At 53.5% G+C, this 18,384-nt stretch carries 18 protein-coding genes; 11 read left to right on the top strand and 7 right to left on the bottom strand.

The window, feature by feature from the left end:
* Positions 1-34: 34 nt before the first annotated feature.
* The 4 genes from GNT65_RS13915 to nrfD all read left to right on the top strand — a co-directional run bounded on the left by GNT65_RS13915 (position 35) and on the right by nrfD (position 4,723).
* On the top strand, positions 35-622 hold the full coding sequence (locus GNT65_RS13915) for a response regulator transcription factor (protein WP_160797283.1): 588 nt from the start codon (positions 35-37) through the stop codon (positions 620-622).
* A 295-nt stretch (positions 623-917) separates the two neighbouring features.
* Positions 918-3,200 (top strand): thiosulfate reductase PhsA, encoded by a 2,283-nt coding sequence (phsA, locus tag GNT65_RS13910; RefSeq protein ID WP_160797186.1) that lies wholly within the window; start codon positions 918-920, stop codon positions 3,198-3,200.
* Between the two features lie 12 nt (positions 3,201-3,212).
* Complete coding sequence (locus GNT65_RS13905) at positions 3,213-3,785, top strand: 4Fe-4S dicluster domain-containing protein (protein WP_041508400.1); 573 nt, start codon at positions 3,213-3,215, stop codon at positions 3,783-3,785.
* Complete coding sequence (nrfD, locus tag GNT65_RS13900) at positions 3,782-4,723, top strand: NrfD/PsrC family molybdoenzyme membrane anchor subunit (protein WP_160797185.1); 942 nt, start codon at positions 3,782-3,784, stop codon at positions 4,721-4,723. The genes GNT65_RS13905 and nrfD overlap by 4 nt, the downstream gene beginning before the upstream one ends.
* Positions 4,724-4,809: 86 nt before the next feature.
* Here the strand turns inward: nrfD and GNT65_RS13895 are convergent, their stop codons facing one another.
* On the bottom strand, positions 4,810-5,145 hold the full coding sequence (locus GNT65_RS13895) for a DUF3622 domain-containing protein (RefSeq protein WP_160797184.1): 336 nt from the start codon (positions 5,143-5,145) through the stop codon (positions 4,810-4,812).
* Between the two features lie 320 nt (positions 5,146-5,465).
* On the opposite strand from GNT65_RS13895, the gene GNT65_RS13890 reads away from it, so the two are divergent.
* The 4 genes from GNT65_RS13890 (at position 5,466) to GNT65_RS13875 (ending at position 8,838) form a co-directional block, all read left to right on the top strand.
* Positions 5,466-6,962 carry a DEAD/DEAH box helicase gene (locus tag GNT65_RS13890; RefSeq protein ID WP_160797183.1) on the top strand — a complete coding sequence of 499 codons (1,497 nt, stop codon included), beginning with the start codon at positions 5,466-5,468 and terminating at the stop codon, positions 6,960-6,962.
* Between the two features lie 218 nt (positions 6,963-7,180).
* Positions 7,181-7,909, top strand: a complete 729-nt coding sequence (locus GNT65_RS13885; RefSeq protein WP_160797182.1) for an SIMPL domain-containing protein — start codon at positions 7,181-7,183, stop codon at positions 7,907-7,909.
* 51 nt (positions 7,910-7,960) lie between these two features.
* On the top strand, positions 7,961-8,359 hold the full coding sequence (locus tag GNT65_RS13880) for a hypothetical protein (RefSeq protein ID WP_160797181.1): 399 nt from the start codon (positions 7,961-7,963) through the stop codon (positions 8,357-8,359).
* A 65-nt stretch (positions 8,360-8,424) separates the two neighbouring features.
* The gene (locus tag GNT65_RS13875; RefSeq protein WP_160797180.1) at positions 8,425-8,838 is read left to right on the top strand and encodes a GFA family protein; all 414 of its coding nucleotides are present in this window, start codon (positions 8,425-8,427) and stop codon (positions 8,836-8,838) included.
* Positions 8,839-8,862: 24 nt separating this feature from the next.
* Here the strand turns inward: GNT65_RS13875 and GNT65_RS13870 are convergent, their stop codons facing one another.
* The 5 genes from GNT65_RS13870 to GNT65_RS13850 all read right to left on the bottom strand — a co-directional run bounded on the left by GNT65_RS13870 (position 8,863) and on the right by GNT65_RS13850 (position 14,989).
* Positions 8,863-9,516 (bottom strand): methyltransferase domain-containing protein, encoded by a 654-nt coding sequence (locus GNT65_RS13870; protein ID WP_160797179.1) that lies wholly within the window; start codon positions 9,514-9,516, stop codon positions 8,863-8,865.
* Positions 9,517-9,983: 467 nt separating this feature from the next.
* Positions 9,984-10,721, bottom strand: coding sequence for a hypothetical protein (locus tag GNT65_RS13865; protein WP_160797177.1), 738 nt, complete (start codon positions 10,719-10,721; stop codon positions 9,984-9,986).
* 80 nt (positions 10,722-10,801) lie between these two features.
* Positions 10,802-11,308: a hypothetical protein gene (locus tag GNT65_RS13860; protein WP_160797175.1), complete on the bottom strand. Its 507-nt coding sequence runs from the start codon at positions 11,306-11,308 to the stop codon at positions 10,802-10,804.
* A 598-nt stretch (positions 11,309-11,906) separates the two neighbouring features.
* A complete protein-coding gene (gene dbpA, locus GNT65_RS13855) occupies positions 11,907-13,313 on the bottom strand; it encodes an ATP-dependent RNA helicase DbpA (RefSeq protein ID WP_160797173.1) in 1,407 nt (468 codons plus the stop codon).
* 266 nt (positions 13,314-13,579) lie between these two features.
* The gene (locus GNT65_RS13850) at positions 13,580-14,989 is read right to left on the bottom strand and encodes an MFS transporter (protein WP_160797171.1); all 1,410 of its coding nucleotides are present in this window, start codon (positions 14,987-14,989) and stop codon (positions 13,580-13,582) included.
* Positions 14,990-15,202: 213 nt separating this feature from the next.
* On the opposite strand from GNT65_RS13850, the gene GNT65_RS13845 reads away from it, so the two are divergent.
* Positions 15,203-15,514 carry a hypothetical protein gene (locus GNT65_RS13845; protein WP_160797169.1) on the top strand — a complete coding sequence of 104 codons (312 nt, stop codon included), beginning with the start codon at positions 15,203-15,205 and terminating at the stop codon, positions 15,512-15,514.
* Positions 15,515-15,563: 49 nt separating this feature from the next.
* On the opposite strand, the gene GNT65_RS13840 is transcribed toward GNT65_RS13845, so the two are convergent.
* Complete coding sequence (locus GNT65_RS13840) at positions 15,564-15,764, bottom strand: YheV family putative zinc ribbon protein (RefSeq protein WP_160797167.1); 201 nt, start codon at positions 15,762-15,764, stop codon at positions 15,564-15,566.
* Between the two features lie 174 nt (positions 15,765-15,938).
* On the opposite strand from GNT65_RS13840, the gene GNT65_RS13835 reads away from it, so the two are divergent.
* Both GNT65_RS13835 and GNT65_RS13830 read left to right on the top strand, forming a co-directional pair.
* Entirely contained in the window at positions 15,939-17,849 is a 1,911-nt protein-coding gene (locus tag GNT65_RS13835; RefSeq protein WP_160797165.1) for an ABC transporter ATP-binding protein, read from the top strand.
* A gap of 66 nt (positions 17,850-17,915) precedes the next feature.
* Complete coding sequence (locus GNT65_RS13830; RefSeq protein ID WP_160797163.1) at positions 17,916-18,371, top strand: TIGR02444 family protein; 456 nt, start codon at positions 17,916-17,918, stop codon at positions 18,369-18,371.
* Positions 18,372-18,384: the final 13 nt, after the last annotated feature.

Genomic DNA, 18,384 nt, shown 5'->3' with positions numbered 1-18,384 from the left:
GCCGCAATCTATGCCTCAACCTATGTCTCAACCTATGCCGCAGCCCCTGCCCCTCTATCTGGTGGACGATGACGAAGCCGTCCTCGATTCCCTCAGCTTCATGCTGCGCCAGTTCGGCTATGAGATGACCACCTTCGTCTCTGGCCTGCACTTTCTTAAAGAGGTGGATCTGAGCCAGCCAGGCTGCGTCATCCTCGACAGCCGCATGCCAGCAATTAGCGGTCAGGCGCTGCAACAGGAACTCCTGGACCAGCAAAGCCCACTTGGGATCATCTTTCTCACCGGCCATGGTGACCTGCCCATGGCGGTCAACGCCTTTCGCCAGGGCGCCTGCGACTTCTTCCAAAAACCTGTCTCGGGTCAGGCCTTGGCGGCCGCCATCGACAAGAGCATGCTCCACAGCCAGAAGGCCTTCGAGGCGCTACAGCTGAGTCAAAACCTGGCCACCCTCAGCGAGCGTGAACATCAAGTTCTGGAACTGTTGATTCAAGGTAAAACCAACAAGCAACTTTCCGAGGCACTCTATTTATCGCTGCGCACCATAGAAGTGCACAGATCTAACGTGATGAAAAAGCTCAAGGTACACAACCTGGCCGAACTGGCAAAATACAGCCAAATCTGACACTTAAGATACACTTTCTGACTTTTCACTCGGCTCAGCCTGGCTGTTATCCCTGGCCTTTATCACCCAGCGGTTCCCCCACCTCCTTGCCTCTAAGCGAGAGCGAAGATCACACTTTTTTTACATTCGCGCTAAAAATCGTTGCGCCAGATCACGCCACCTCAGCCTATGTGGTTTACCACAATACCCCTGTATTTCATATGGGATAACAATGGCCTCAGACCTCCTGCGGGAGGGAACAAAAACCAATAACAGTGTGTGATTTCACCTGCTCAGGCAGATGAAGGAGGAAACCATGATAGAGCTTGATAGACGAACGTTTATTAAGAGCGCCGGCGCAGGGGGTGCAAGCTGTGCGCTAGCGACATTATTACCCGGTTCTTTAGCTGCGCTGGAGCAGAAACCCCTACAGGGTGTGGGCAAGGAAGTCGCCAGTATCTGTGAAATGTGTTCGACGCGTTGTCCCATCTCGGCACGGGTCGTCGATGACAAGAATGTATTTATTAGCGGTAATAAGGCAGCCAAATCTTTTGGCGGTAAAGTCTGCGCCCGAGGCGGCGCCGGTCACAGCCTGCTGTATGATCCGCAGCGTATCGTCAAACCGCTACGCCGGGTGGGCGAACGCGGTGAAGGCAAATGGGAAGAGATCAGCTGGCAAGAGGCCTATAAGACGATCGCCCAGAAGCTCAATCAAATTAAGCAAGATCATGGCCCAGAGGCCGTGGCCTTCTCCTCCAAGTCCGGCTCTCTGTCGGGACACCTGTTCCATCTGGGTAAGGCCTTCGGCTCACCTAATACCTTTACCCATGCCACTACCTGCCCGGGTGGTTATGTGATTGCCGCCAAGGCGATGTTTGGCACTAAGGTGAAGCGCGACCTAAGTAACTCCAAGTACATCATCAACTTCGGCCACAATCTCTATGAAGGGATCAACATGTCCGAGACTCGCGGCATGATGAAGGCCCAGATGGATAAAGGCGCCAAGTTAGTGGTATTCGAACCACGCTTCTCCGTGGTCGCCGACAAGGCCGACGAATGGTTTGCCATACGTCCGGGTACGGATGTCACAGTCGCGCTGGCCCTGTGCCATGTGCTGATCTACGACAACCTTTACGACAAAGCCTTTATCGAGCGCCATGTTGAAGGGTTCGATGCCTTCGCCAAGGAAGTCAAAGCCTACACCCCAGAATGGGCCGAGGGGATCAGCGACGTGCCCGCCAAGGACATTCGCCGTATCGCCCATGAGTTTGCCGCCAAGGCGCCCCATGCCGTAGTGGACTTTGGTCACCGCGCCACCTTCACCCCAGAAGAGTTTGAGATGCGCCGCGCCCTGTTTGCCGCCAACATCTTAATCGGCAACATTGAGCGCAAGGGCGGCCTCTACCTGGGTAAGAAGGCTAAAACTTACAACAAGTTTGCCGGTGACAAGGTCGCTCCTGGTCTAGGTAAACCCGGTGTCGAAGGCATGCCTAAGCCGCAGGCCAAGCGTATCGATCAGGTAGATGAGCAGTACGCCATGATGTGGTCATCTGGCGGTATCTATCAAACCATTCTCGATGCCACCTTAGAAGCCAAACCCTATCAGCTTAGGGCCTGGGTGATGAGCCGCACCAATCCGATGCAAACCATGACAGACAGAGCCTTGGTGGTAGAGACCCTGAAGAAGCTGGATTTTGTGGTCAGCTGCGACGTCTACATCAGCGAGACCGCCGCCTACGCCGACATCATCTTACCCGAGTCCACCTATCTGGAGCGGGACGAAGAGATCGCCGACAAGTCGGGCAAGAACCCAGCCTACTATGTGCGCCAACGTGTGGTCGAGACCATAGGCGACACCAAGCCAAGCTGGCAGATCTTCAAAGAATTAGGCCACGAGATGGGCCTGGAGCAATACTTCCCATGGGAAAACATGGAGAGTTTGCAGCTGCTGCAGCTGGATCGCGATATGGCTCGCTATGACGAGATCAAGCAAAAAGGCTATGTCAGCTACGGCAAGCCGCTGATGCTGCGCGAACCCTCTATGGTGGCGGCATTCGTTAAGCAATACCCCAATGCCAAGCCCACAGATGACGACGGCACCTATGCCAGCGCCATGAGCTTCAAGACCCCAAGCGGCAAGATTGAGCTTAGCTCGGACAAGGTGGAGAAGATGGCCGCCGGTCGCGGGGTGATCAAGTACCGCGAGGTCAAACTCAAACAGGACAACGAGCTCTACTTTATCCAGGGCAAGGTCGCGGTGCACACCAATGGTGCCACCCACAACGTGCCTATGCTGGCCAACCTGATGTCTGATAACGGCGTGTGGATCCACCCAGTTACCGCAGGACGCTTAGGCATTTCCAGCGGCGATAAGATCCGCCTCACCAGCAGCGTAGGTAGCGAAGAGGGTACCGCACTGGTCACCCCAGGTATTCGCCAGGATACGGTGTTCGCCTACATGGGCTTTGGCTCGAAAAACAAAGAGCTCGCCAGAGCGACCGGCAAGGGCGTTCACTGCGGCAACCTGCTGCCCAATGCGACCGCACCCGTCTGCGGCATGAATATCCACACTACTGGCATCACGCTAGCGAAGATCTAATAGGAGTCCAGTATGAGTAAAAGATATGTAATGGTGCACGACGAGAATCGCTGCATCGGCTGTCAGGCCTGTAGCGTCGCCTGTCGCAGCGAAAACGGTACTCCCGAGGGAGTTACCCGTCTGCAAGTGCGGGTCGAAGGCCCGTTCGGCGATGCCCCGCACCTGCACTTTAAATATAACCGTGTCTCCTGTCAGCAATGTGAAAACGCGCCCTGCGTTACCGTGTGCCCCACAGGCGCTGCCTATGTGGGCGAAGATGGCCTGGTCTCCATCAAGGAAGACAAGTGCGTCGGCTGTATGTACTGTGTGGCGGCCTGCCCCTACAAGGTGCGCTTCATCAACCCGGAAACCAAGGCGGCCGACAAGTGTAACTTCTGTAAGGACACCCGTCTGGCACGGGGCGAACTGCCCGCCTGTGTCACTGTGTGCCCAACCGATGCGCTGACCTTTGGCGATGCCAACGATCCGAGCAGCGAGGTGGCCAAACTCATCAACACCAAAGCGACCTATCAGGAGAAGACCCACCTGGGGACTAAGCCCAGGGTCTATCGCATTCCAACTAAACGCGGGGGGATACAGTCATGAACAATACCTGGGGCGATATGGCGCAATATGATCCAGTCACCTGGAACTGGGTAATCGCAGTCTACCTGTTTATGGCCGGCCTCTCGGCAGGCTCGATTCTGATCGGCATAGGTCTACGCTGGTACAGCAAGGAGAAGGCGCTAGAGAGCGCCATTCTCAAGGCGGCGGCTATCATCAGTCCGCTGGCGATCATCATAGGCCTGGCCTGCCTGGTGTTTGACTTGACCAAGCCATTTGATTTCTGGCTGATCCTGGTCAACTACAACTTCAGCTCTGTCATGTCTATCGGGGTGCTGGCGCTGCTGCTCTACTCGCCTATAGGCATCGCCTATTCACTGATAGTTCTGAGAGACGAGCTGAGTCAGTGGCAGCTGGGCTTCCTGGTGCCGCTAGCCGATGCGCTGCTACCGATGAGAAAGGCAATCGAAGTCGTGCTGTTTGTATTGGCCATAGGCGTGGGGGCTTACACAGGCTTCCTCATCTCGGCGATGAACGCCTACCCACTGCTGAACACGGCTGTGCTACCGGCGCTCTTCCTGGTGTCTGGCCTGTCAGCCGGGGCGGCGGCCAACGCCGTTGGCGCGCTGCTGATGTTTAACATTCACCCCCATGATGCGAATCTGGGCAAGATGCATGGCCTGGAACTGCCCGTGATGCTGAGCGAGATCATGTTCCTGTTCATGCTGTTCTGCGCCCTCTACTTCAAGGGCGGTGCGGCCGCGGCGGCGCTGGCATCGATCACCACGGGTGTCTGGGCAAGTGTGTTTTGGGTCGGTGTGGTCGGCATAGGTTTCGCCATCCCGCTGCTCACCATGCTGATGCCATCACAGACCCGCCACAGCAAGGGCGTGATGATTGCCGTGGCCTGCTGCAGCCTCACCGGGGTGCTGGCCCTGAGACACTTCGTGATCTACGCGGGTCAGAGCTACATTAGCTAATATCCACTAACCTCATCTCCACAAACGCAAAAAGCCCAGCAGATGCTGGGCTTTTTTATGGTTCTTCGCATATTTTGTGCGAGCGATTACTCGTCGTCTTCGTCGAACAAGTCGTCATCCAGCTCGCTATCACCGGCGGCGTCACGCTCGGCGCGCCATTTCTCGGCGGCGGCTTCTTTGGCGGCTGCGGCCTCGTTACGCTCTACGCGCTGCTTGGCGCGGCGTTCGTTACGCAGCATCAGGTTGTCGACTATGCCCTTGAGGGTCTCTTCGCCCCAGGCTGTCGCCTCGGCTTCGCTGGCAAAGCCAGTTTGCGCCTTAGTTACAACTGTCTTGCGCGCCGTCATACGACGAGTGACTTCGGCGGTCCAGCTGCCTTCGGCTTCGCTCACGCGAAGACCGTATTTCTTGTTTTGTGCCATGTTTATTTCCTAATTCGATCTTCGAGTGCAAACTTGCCGCTCATTGAGGGAAACAGCGGCTTAATACGCCACTGTCGTCAGAAAGGCGGCTATTGTAGTCTCCTCTGGATAAAACTCAATCATTAGCGCGCACAATTTGCTAAAAAAGATCCCTTGAACCAGGCGCTAGCGACCATAAAACCTAACACCAAACCCCGCCCTAAGCCTGTGTAGAGCAGGCGAATTAAATAGCACTTTAGCTCGGCTTACTGTAAGCTGCACGCCCGCCAGTGCACTTGGCCCCGTATTTTGCTGCCCTTTGTAGCCCAAGAGACCCATCTATGAGTTTTACCTCCCTAGGTTTATCCGCCCCCATTTTAAACGCCGTAACCGAAAAAGGTTATCTGACGCCGTCCCCCATTCAGGCCCAGGCAATACCCGCAGTCTTGTCTGGCAAGGATGTGATGGCCGCGGCTCAAACCGGGACAGGCAAGACCGCAGGCTTTACCCTGCCGCTACTCGAGCTACTGAGTAAGGGACCACGTGCCCGCAGCAAACAGGTACGCGCCCTGGTGCTCACCCCTACCCGCGAACTGGCGGCGCAGATCGCCGAAAGCGTTACCACCTATGGTAAAAATCTACCATTACGCAGCGCCGTGGTGTTTGGCGGTGTCGGCATAAGCCCGCAGATCAGTCAACTTAAGCGCGGCGTCGATATCCTGGTGGCCACGCCTGGTCGTCTGCTGGATCTCTATCAGCAAGATGCCCTTAGCTTCAATCAGCTGGAGGTATTAGTTCTGGATGAGGCCGACCGCATGCTGGATATGGGCTTTATTCACGACATCAAGAAGATCCTGGCTATCTTACCGAGCAAGCGTCAAAACCTGATGTTTTCGGCCACCTTCTCCGATGAGATCCGCACCCTGGCCAAGGGGCTGGTTAACAATCCGGTGGAGATCTCGGTTACACCACGTAATACCACGGCTAACACGGTACAGCAGCTTATCTGCCCCGTGGATAAGAGTAAGAAGTCGGCGGCCCTCATCGCCCTCATCAAACAGAACAACTGGCAACAGGTATTGGTATTTAGCCGTACCAAACATGGTGCCAACCGTCTGGCCAAGACCCTGGACGGTAAGGGGATCACCGCCGCAGCTATCCACGGTAACAAGAGCCAGGGCGCCCGTACCAAGGCGCTGGCCAACTTCAAGTCGGGCGACGTCCGCGTGCTCGTGGCCACAGATATCGCCGCCCGCGGCCTGGATATCGACCAGCTGCCTCAAGTGGTCAACTTCGACCTGCCCAACGTACCCGAAGATTATGTGCACCGCATCGGCCGTACCGGTCGCGCCGGCGCCGACGGCAAGGCGATCTCCCTGGTTAGCAGTGAAGAGGCCAAGCTGCTGGCGGATATCGAGCGCCTGATCGGCAAGCTGTTGCCCCGCACCGAGGTAGAAGGGTTCGAGCCGACCCACACCCTGCCAGAAACCAACCTGAAGCCTAAGCGCCATGGCCAGCACAAGGGACCACGTAACCCTAAGCCCGCTCGTGATACTCGTGGCGAGCAAGGCAATAAAGGAAGCCAAGGTAACAAGGCAGAGCAGAATCAAGGTCAGCGTCGCCGCCGCTCAGGCTCTGGCGCAAGCTCTGGCATTAACAAGGCCGCTAGCGAAGGCCAACAGCCGAAGCAGACTAGAGGTCAAAACCAGGGGCAAACTCAGGGCAATGCTCAAGGTAAAGGCGCGGGCCAAGGCAAGTCGGAGCATAGGGACGGCAATGCCCCCGCCCGTCGCCGCAGACGTCGCCGTTCGAGCCAGAGCGCGCCAACAAGCCACTAATTGAAGAGCCTTCTGGGGCCAGAAGCATTTGAGCCCCAGTTTTATTTAGACCCATCTCAACTTAAGCACCTAGCCTCTATCGAAAGTCCACACCTAACATTTACATTTTAGGTTAAATCCCTGTATTGTAATTCTTTATCGGGATTATTAACTCATTGGTCTACTCATCAATGAGTGAAGAACACAATTACGTTCCGCTTTTTAAATGGACTTTTACGATGAAATACATCGCCTTCGCACTCTTGTATCTTCTGCCTGTTTTCACTCTGGCCAATTCTGGCCTTCCCGACCACCGACATATTGTGGCACATGGGTCAGGGCAAATTGTCACTAAACCTGATATGGCAAGAATCACCTTTGAAGTGAAGAGCATCCAAAAAGATGCCCTCACCGCCAAGAAAGAAGTTGATCAACGGGTCAACGCACTGCTTAAAGGCTTAGACGATTTCAATGTTAGCGAGGACAAGATCTCAGCCTCTAATCTACTCACGGAGCCTCATGTGAACTATACCGACGAAGGTTCAGAGGTTATCGCAGGCTATGTTGCGACTCGAACATTAAAAGTTACCCTTAATGATCTGCAACAAATGAACGGATTTATCGACTTCACTCTCGGCGTCGGTATTAATGAAATCGAAGATATAGAACTCTTATCTATGCGATCACAAGAATACAAAGAACAAGCAACTGTTATAGCCGTTGAAGATGCAAAAACTAAAGCCGCCTCATTAGCCAACGCCTTCGGCGCTGAATTAGGAAAAATTTACAGCATCAATTCAAGCAGCGACTCTAGCCGATACGGATATAGTGCATACAGTAACGTCGAACGTATCTCGGTAACAGGTTCCAGAATTGATCCCGACAATTTAACTCCAGGGCGATATTTACAAGCCACCATTAGCTTCTCCGCCTCCATAACGGTTGTCTTCGATCTCGAGGTCAAATAACACAATATTCCTAAAACAACTGAATCAAAAAAGACAATAATAGAGGACACTATGTTGAAATTCATTATGCTCACAATCGGCCTGTTATGTTCAGGCATGGCAATGGCGGTCGACGATGTGTTAACCGTCGATCGCAGCGTCTCCGGTAGCTTCCAATCCTCATTTCCCAACGAAAATAACATTCAACCTGATATCAGTGATTTTAAGGTGCTCAATAGCGTGCTGATGAGTAATGAAGCAGGTGAACGCTGGGCGGTTATAACCGTTGAAAACTTAGCATCCGGCCAACGTACGTTAAACCAGAACCAGCTAATGGCACTGTTTGCCAATGGTGAGAGATTAACGCCTCACATCTTTAAAAGAAGATTTTCAGCGAACGAGATACTCTCGATTACCTTGGCCTTTGGCGAACACAAGTTTCCTATTCTCGAGGTCTACCCTCGAAACTAAAGACTCACAGTTAGCGTTAACGTATCGAGCTTAAGGATGAATTCTAAAGTTAGGCGGCAATACAGATGAAACCTACAACACAATTACAAGGCGGCTGCCTGTGCGGTGCGCTGCGTTACAAGGTGTCGGCCGCGCCTTTTGACAGCGATTACTGCCACTGCCACCAGTGCCAGAAAAGCACGGGCGCCATGGCTGCCTGCTGGATGGATTTTAAGGCCGACCAGGTCACTTGGTTACAGGGGGCGCCCAAGGAGTACGCCTCATCTGACACCATACGCCGCGGCTTTTGCGAGCAGTGTGGTACCAGCATCAGCTATCGCAGTACCGACTGCCCAGATTACTACACCTTAAGCATCGCCAGCCTGGACGATGCCAACGCCGTCGTCCCCAGATACCATATCTACACGGACAATCAGCCAGACTGGCTCAAGATTGCCGATGACCTCCCCAGATACCGCCAGAGCCGCAGTGAAGGCTGAGGCGGGTTTAGAAAGAAACGACCTCTAGCGCTTCACGGCGCTAAACAGGGCGACGCAGCCCACCTGCCTGATGTTGACCCGATCGAACCTGGCGCTTAGCGCTTGGGTCAGGGAATCGATATCGTCAGCCTGATTACAGAAGATCCCCTTCTTGTTGTAGACAGCCATCAGCCTGGCCGCGAAGGCATTGGGCGTGATGCCTGTGCCTAGAATTGTGCTGCCAAACAGCACGGCGCCCGGCTTCATCACAGATTCGAGATGAGAGAAGAGCTCGCATTTCTCTGTCATGGTGCCCGGCAGGCAGTGCAGCAGATAGTTCACGCTGACCGAATTGAAGCCATCGCATGTTAGCTCAAGCGGCGCCAGGACGTTGCGGCAATAGATCTCAGGGGAGAGATTACGCACCACGGCGGAGGCCGATGCCAGGCTGTTCTCATTAAGATCCATCAGGGCGATGCGCCGGGTATGCTCCGGCAGATGATGCTTGAGGTAGTAACCCGTGCCGACGCCGACATCCAGGTGATTGGCCGAGGTCAAGGCGGCAAACTGCTCGGCGATCAGCTTTGTAGGACACTTCCACAGATAGTGATTGGAAAATCCCAGCACCCAGAGATCATAGATGGCGAGCACACTCTTGGAGTAGATCGCCTGACCTGCGACAACGGCGTCTTTATTCATTTTTTCTTACATACCAATAAATTAACGAGGGCGGAATCTATACTAAAACGCCCGGCAAGGCAAAATAACCTTACGTAAAATGACCTTACTAAGATTAACCCTGACTGCTGCCAGTCACATCCAGCTTCATACGTTTTCTTAACCCGGTAGGGCGAATACAACTGGGAATGTCGAGCCATGACGTCATGGTGTACTTATCACCGGCGGGGGGCTCATTTTGGCAGGCCACTAGCACTTCCCTGTGGGCTCTACGAAATAATCTGACCTACATGGATGTAGGGAATGCCGAAAATGTCGGGAACATTTTCGGCGCTGAAATCGTAGCGTCAGCCGCACCTACACCGATATCTATCATCTCTTCGATTTAGCGTTAATTGTGTGACTAGCACCATCAAACAAAGATTAACGCTAAAAAAGAGGCGGCATATTCCTATCCCGACTACTTCCGGGTAAACTTTAATTCCTTATTACGTTTTCTTAATCCAGCCAACAAACTTCTTTCCTGGGTACAGTTCCTTTGCCACCTCTCGGAATGATTGAATCATTTTATCCAGTGTGTCACTTGTCTTATATACATGTTCGTACATATTTTCAGCACCATTAATGGCTCCCTCGAACAATCTTTCCCCAAGTTTTTCTTGAAACTCTGCTAGAGGTAAAGGACGACCGTTCAATGCGTAATGACTCAATGCTGGTTGTATTTCTCCAACATAGAATTCATTTCGTATCTCAATAGCTCGCATTGCTTGCCTAAATCGATCTTGCTCTAATGAAAGTTCCATAAGAAAGTTGGCCTTATCAAAATCTACCAAGAATGATAATTCGTTGACCTCAATCTTCAACTCATCATATGGTGCAGGAACCATTGCAGGTAGAGAAAAGGCTCGGTCAAAAGGACGTTCGTATTTATCCATACTGGCCTTCATGTTTTCAATGGCATTATACTTACGAATTAGGATAAATAATGCCCAATTAAGCGCTGAAACCCTCCTTTGTTCTTCGGATAGTCGGTCTTGATAACTTTTTAGTTTAAACGCTGAATAAGCACCAGCAAATCCACCAACACCGACTGTAAAGAACTTAATCACAAAATCATAATTCTTTGGCAGCACAGACTCCTCGATTGCAACACCTGTCAAATACCACAAATTAAGCAACCCAATGGCTAAAAGAAATCCATATAGTTCAGGTTGATAGTCCTTCATTATTTTTCTTCCACCTTGAAATATAGCACCGAGCTAAGTTGAGCCGCTAGGCATCAAACTTAGCACCTTGTTATGCAATTTTACGCACTGGGTGCAAACGCATTTAGGACAAAAAATATTACCGCTGCGCCCAAAATATAGAAAACCTTTTTTGCTGCCTCTTTCATCAAATCTAGCGGTTCTTCGTGAAATCCATCAACATATGTATTTGGATATAAAGAGCTTATCAATACAGCTATACCTAAACCACTCATCCCCATTACAAATAAAAATGCAACCTTCCAGTACTTATAGTTTGCCAAGTTCGGTCGTACTCGGAAGAAGCGTGAATCCTCAATATTTGGAACTGCCACGTAGGCTGATGCACCTACAAAGGATAACGTCCACAGATCTATTAATGAGGCAGGAATTTTGATACCTAAGGTATCAAAAGGAACTGCGAAAACTATATGCGCTATATTTCGGTAGTACTCAACTAGAACCTCAACAGTTTCAAACAAACCAATATCAAAAAATCTCTGTGTAAAACTAACAACACTTATTGCTCCAAGGATGATAGATAAATATCTAAGAGCCTCTTTCATCATGGTAACTTCTCATTTTTAAATAATACTTACTAGCAAATAATACCAAATATGTAAACCTTTACCGCCCAACACGTTGAAAAATGTAACCAACTGAAATATATAGAAACAACCGATTATTCATTGTTAGGAGAAAAGTGACTACATCTAAAAAATGGGACACTATTTAACGAGATCTATTGTGCTTCCGATTAAATATAGAGAGGGCAACAATTTTAAGTAAAATGGTTAAGGCCTCACAAAAACAAAGCAAGAATACCAAACACGGCCAAATCGAAGAGACGTTAGATACGCCAGTGACCTTCGGTTTCATGGCAAAAAAATGTTCCCGACATTTTCGGCATTCCCTACATCCATGTAGGTCAGATGAAACCGCAGAGCGGCCAGGGATGGCGCACAGCGTGTCACAGGCGTATCTGCACATAAAGCCTGCGGCAGGCAATAAGTTTCAATGAAGGGTCGACCTTCAAACTCTCTCAACAACTAAACATGCTGCCAAACGCTACTCAAACTCCCCCCCCCACCAAACCCCAGACAACAAAAAAGGAGCTAACCTCAGTCAGCTCCCTTTCCAATTACCACGCTAGCATAGCGTGAACCCTTACCTTAACTCCCACGCCCGATAACTCTTACCCTTGAGCTTACCTTTCACAATCTTGTTGAGCGCCTTGCGCAGCACCTTGCGATCCACCGCCACGTAGGAGCGAAAGTCGGTGATCTTGATCTTGCCCACTTCACTACCCTCGATGCCATTTTCACCGGTAAGACAGCCGAGAATATCCCCGGGACGCACCTTCTGCTTCTTACCGCCGTCGATCTGTATGGTGACCATTCTGGGTTGCGGCGGCATGGTGTCCAGCAGGGCTTCACCGGGCAGCGCCTCGCCGTCTATCTCGCGGCCAAGAGCATCTGCCAGCAGGGATAATTTGTAGCCATCTTCGTGGTTAAAGAGGGTATGGGCGGCGCCCTTGCTACCGGCGCGGCCGGTACGACCGATGCGGTGAATATGTACCTCGGTATCGTAGGCCATGTGGTAGTTGACCACCATGTCCAGGGCGTCGATATCTAGGCCGCGGGCCGCCACGTCGGTGGCCACCATGACGCTGGCACTCTTGTTGGCAAACTTGAGCAACATCTGGTCGCGATCCCGCTGCTCCAGATCCCCATGCAGGGCCACCACGCTGAAGCCCGCATTAGTCAGCTTGGCCGCCACGTCCTTGGTCTCACGCTTGGTGTTACAGAAGACCACGGCGCTCTCGGGCTGATGCTTAAGCAGCAGAAGCTGCAGCGCCCTCATGCGATCATTATTATTGCCGCACTCGTAAAAGTGCTGCTCAATTGTCTCACCATCGTGGTGAGCCTCGACCTTCACCATGAGGGGATCGATCATAAACTGCTCGCTGAGGCTCTGGATCTGCTCCGGGAAGGTGGCGCTAAACAGCAGAGTCTGACGCTCGCGGGGTACCTCTTGCATGATGGCATCAAGCTCACGCTGAAACCCCATCTCCAGCATGCGGTCCGCCTCATCCAGCACCAGCGTATCAACGTTGTCGAGATCCAAACGGCCTCTGTCCAGGTGATCTATGATACGACCCGGTGTGCCGACGATAATGTGGGCGCCGTGTTCCAGCGAGCCTATCTGCGGCCCCATGGGCACGCCACCGCACAGGGTGAGGATCTTGATGTTATGTATGCCGCGCGCCAGGGTGCGCAGCTCCGCCGCCACCTGATCCGCCAGCTCACGGGTAGGACAAAGCACCAATGACTGGATGCGAAAACGCTTCACGTTCAGCTTGTTGAGCAGCCCGAGGCCGAATGCGGCCGTCTTGCCCGAGCCTGTCTTGCCCTGACCGATCACATCGCCCCCATTGAGAATGGCGGGCAGGCTCTGGGCCTGAATCGGCGTCATCTGGTGAAAGCCGATAGATTTCAGGGTATCGAGCAAAGCGGGTTTAAGCAACAGGCTGTCAAAAGCCCCGCTTGGCGTAGTAGCGTCAGATTGACTCACGGTAATTTCCTAATGATGTGCCGAGAAAAACTTAGTTAGATCAGGCACAAATAAAGCTATGTGATGGCAGCGGCCGATGAATGACTCATGAGCGCCCATGAATATGGCGGCGATTATAGCAGCAATCAGGCGGTATTGCGCCAATTAGCCGGGGAATAAAACAAAAGCCGCCGCGAGTGATCGCGACGGCATTCAGGGTTTAACCAATCAAGGTTTAACCAAGCTTTAGCTAATTAGCTCTAGCCAATCAAAGCTGAGCCTATCAGTTAAGCGGTAGCCAGTTCGGCGTCGGTATCATTCTTGGCATCGATACGCTTGATCACGGCGCCATAGATGATGAGCGATACCGCCGACACGCTGGCGATACCGGCAAACACATACCAGATATAGTGAGCATGTGCCGAGGCTTCGACCCAGGCGGCGTGGTCGTTATACACACGCGGATCCGGACAGTAAGCTTCCAGCAGGTAACCCGACAGACCGAAGCCCAGCAATGAGCTGATAAAGGAATGTAGGTGCGAGAAGCCCAAATAGAGCCCCTCTTCACCCTTAGGTGCCTGTAGCGAGAAATACTCCAGGAAGCGCGGCGAGATGAAACACTCGGCCAGACCTTGGAATACGATACCTATGATCATCATGGCGGCGATGGGGTGCATGCCCAAGATGGTCTCGCTGCCGACAAACATGTTGCCCGAGGCCATCAGCAGGGCCGATACCGGCATGATAAACATCCCCACAGTCATAGAGGTCAGCGCGCTGCGCTTGGCCATCAAACCTGTGACAAAGCTAACGCAGAGGAAGACCACCAGCGGGTTGACGTTGGCGTACCATGAAGGCGACGAGCCCTCACCCGCCATGCGCAGCACATACTTAGGCATGGTGGCGTACAACTGATGCTGCACCATCCAGAAGCCTGTGATGATCAGGATAAGTGTGATCAGGCGGCCATTAGACAGTACCTTGAGCAGCGCCTGCCAGATCTCGCCTAAGCTCTTGCCGGAGCGATTCTCTTCCGTGCTCTTGAAGAACAGGAAGATACTGAAGAAGGCGATCAGCGTCATGGTGGCGGCGAAGTAGTTAAGGTTGATCAGGCCCAGGTCGCCCATGGATTCGCGCAGCGGTTTCACCACTGTCTTACCCGAGAAGGCACCGATATTGACCATCATGTAGAAGATAGAGAAGCCCTTGGCACGGGTCTCTGTGGTCGTAGACAGCGCCACAGTGCCGGTGATCACCGCCTTGATGAAGGAGCCACCTATCATGATGACGACCAGGATAGGCACGATCGCCCAGCGGATATCCGCCTCCTTCAGGCCGTGATATATGGTCTCCTTGCCATATTCCACCAGCCCCTGAGATTCGATCAGCGCAGGGAATATCGCCAGGGAGGCATAGCCTATGGTTAACAGGCCAAACGCCAGTAGCAGGGCGCCGCGAAAGCCTATCTTATCGGCCAGGGCGCCACTGAAAGTCGGCAGAAAATAGAGACCGGCCGAGAAGGAGCCTGCCAGCCAGGCGGCTTCGACGTCGCTAAAACCGAGAATACGTGACAGATAGAGGGTGATAACGATGAACACCCCGTAATAGGCCGCTCGTTCGAGCAGCTCGACACCGTTGGCGATCCAGAAGATTCTGGGGAAGCGCGGCGCCTCTGTGGACTTAGAGTTATTATTCATTTTTAGTCTTCCAGGCAAAAAAACACCTCAAACTACCCCGAGCCGCGCCCAGACGCAACCTTAGCGTCATGATAAGGATCAATTTTTCCACAATGCCCGCCACAGGTCGGCCCATTGCCAGAAGCTCACGGTGAGGATTAACCTCTGACGCGCATCGCAATTATCAAAGATTATCGCTATGCTAGCGGGCAAATTCCGCAGCAAAATAAGACTATGACCCAAGCCAACATCAGCAAACAGCAACTCATCGACCGGCTCACCGCCTGGCAGCAGGGCAAGATAGGCAACGAAGAGTTACAGGACTGGATGGTGACCCACTATGATCCCGACGAGGTCAGCATAGGCCAGGGGGAATGTGAATGGACTGTGGAGGCGATGAATATCGTAATGAACGAATATGAGATCGCCAAGACGGAGAAGTTCAGGCAGGAAAACGCCCAGCTGGCAATCGACTTCATCCTCGCCGATGAGGCGCGTTTCAATCAGACGCGCCACCTGTTTCTACAGCAGGGTTTTCGCGATTAAGTTTTTCACGACTAGGTTTTTCGCGACTAGGCTTTCACGCCTAAAAGCGTTAGGGTTTAAACACACCTATTACGTCGCCGGTGGCCTGCTTGGCCACCTCCGCCTCGGCCTGTTGCTCACGGTAGTCACACTCGACGCACTCCACCGTCTCGACCCCCTGGTCCTTAAACAGCACTATGCTGTCCTGGGCATGACACTTGGGGCACTTGGCACCGGCAACGAAACGCTTCTTGACTCTTACTCTACTCACGCTTGACTCAACCTGTTGGGATAAAAACTCTGTCGATGGGGACATTTTGCCACAAGGCACGGCAAAACACCCTATCGGATTCAAAATGTCCCGGCTAAAGAGTGGCAAGCGGCCCCCCAACTGGGCTATCATCCCAAGCCTATCAATCCTTAGCTATGCATCAAGTCGACCTCAATGATCACCATTACCCAAGCGCAACTTATTCGCGGCTCCAAGACCCTATTGGATGAAGCCTCTCTGACTGTCTACCCCGGCCACAAGGTGGGCCTGGTGGGTGCCAACGGCACGGGCAAGTCGTCTCTGCTTGCGTTGATCATGGGACACCTCAGCCTGGATAAGGGCGAGATCAGCGTGCCCACGGGCTGGCAGATCGCCACCGTCGCCCAGGAGACCCCGGCACTTGAGGTGAGCGCGCTGGAATATGTGATCGACGGCGACCGCGAATACCGCGAGCTGGAAGAGGCGCTGCACAAGGCGCAGCTGGAAGACAACGGCCACCAGATCGCCCTGCTCCACGGCAAGATAGACGCCATCGGCGGCTACAGCATCCGTGCCCGCGCCGCCAGCCTGTTGGCCGGACTGGGCTTTAGTGAGGCCGAGCAGCAAAACCCGGTGAAGAGCTTCTCGGGGGGATGGCGCATGCGTCTCAACCTGGCCCAGGCGCTGCTGTGCCGCTCCGAACTCCTGCTGCTGGACGAACCCACCAACCACCTCGACTTGGATACCATGTACTGGCTGGAGGGCTGGATCAAGGCCTATCAGGGCACACTGATCCTCATCAGTCACGACAGAGACTTTATCGACGCCATCGTCGACGAGATAGTGCATGTCGAGCACCATAAGCTCAACTACTACAAGGGCAACTACACGGCGTTCGAACGGATCCGCGCCGAGCGTATGGCCCAGCAACAGGTGGCCTTTGAGCGTCAGCAGAAAGAGCGTGCCCACATGCAATCTTTCGTCGACCGTTTCCGCTACAAGGCCAGCAAGGCCAAGCAGGCCCAGAGCCGCCTCAAGGCGTTAGAGAGAATGACAGAGCTGCTGCCGTCGAAGGCCGACAGCCCCTTCCATATGGCGTTTCGCGCCCCCGAGGCCCTGCCCAACCCGCTGGTGAAGATGGAGCAGGTGTCGGTCGGCTATGGCGACAAGGCGATCCTCAACCATGTCCATCTGAACCTGGTGCCCGGTGCCCGCATCGGCCTGCTCGGTCGTAACGGCGCGGGTAAGTCGACCCTGATCAAGCTGTTGGCCGAACAGCTCAAGCCCATGAGCGGCCTGTATGAGCCAAACCCTGGTCTCAATATCGGCTACTTCGCCCAGCATCAGCTGGAGTTTCTGCGCCTGGATGAGTCGCCGCTACAACACCTGACGCGTCTCGCCCCAAACCACAGGGAACAGGAGCTGAGAGACTTCCTCGGTGGCTACGGCTTTAATGGCGACATGGCCCTGTCACCGGTGCGCCCCTTCTCCGGCGGCGAGAAAGCACGTCTGGTGCTGGCACTGCTGGTATGGCAGCGCCCTAACCTGCTGCTCCTCGATGAGCCCACCAACCACCTGGATCTCGAGATGCGTCACGCCCTGACCATGGCACTGCAATCCTTCGAGGGTGCCATGATCATAGTCTCCCACGATAGACACTTGCTGCGCCTGAGTTGTAGCGACTACTACCTGGTAGATGGCGGCGAGGTGAAGAGCTTCGACGGCGATCTGGACGACTATCATCAGTGGCTGCTGGAAGCCGCCAAGGAGGCCAACAAACCGGCTGCCCTGGATGATGCGACACCGGCCCAGGACAAGAAGCTGCAGAAGCGGCTGGAGGCAGAGCTGAGACAAAAGCTGTCGCCGCTGAAAAAATCCCAGGCCAAACTGGAGAAGATCCAACAAGATTGCAGCGACAAGCTGGCCGAGCTGGAAAACCTGCTGGCCGACACCAGCCTGTATGAGGCCGACAACAAGGCCAAACTCACCCAGATCCTGGCCGAGCGCACCCAGCATACCCAACAGCTTGAAGAGAGCGAGATGGAGTGGCTCGAGTTGCAAGAGAACATAGAGGCGATAGAGCAAGAGGCCAAGCTGCAGAGCTAACTATCTTGGCTAACCCTCTAGCTCGCCCACTACCTAAGGGATACCTAAGCAATACAAGGATGAAATATGAGCCATGTAAATCATTTTGACGCCAGCCTGTGGCAGACCTGCGACAGCCTCTACGAGAAGGGGCAGCTGCTCTACCTCAAGCTGCAAGATGACTACGGGCTCAACGTCAATCTCCTGCTGCTGGCCCAGTGGCTCGACGAGCAGCACTACTACCTGAGCGATCAAGATTGGCGGCAGCTGAGCGAGCAGGTCGAGACCTGGGAACAGAAGGTGCTCAAGCCCTACCGCAGGCTGAGAAAGCTCAGCAAACACAACCTGGCCGAGGCCGAGTATCGCCAGATGCTAGAGGTGGAACTCATGCTGGAGCGCAAGTCCCAGGGGATGATACTGCGCCAGCTCAGACAACTCCCCAGCGAGCAGGGCCAGGCTAACCTGCCCCGCTATCTCGGCCTGTTTCAGATAGAGATAGACAAGTACCACCAGCTGGCGCAGACATTGACCCGCCAGGCCTAAGGCCTCAACTCTG

The sequence above is a fragment of the Shewanella insulae genome (assembly GCF_009831655.1).
Lineage (GTDB): Bacteria > Pseudomonadota > Gammaproteobacteria > Enterobacterales > Shewanellaceae > Shewanella > Shewanella insulae.
The sequence above is the reverse complement of the archived record's forward strand: the minus strand, read 5'-3'. Positions and strand labels throughout refer to the sequence as shown.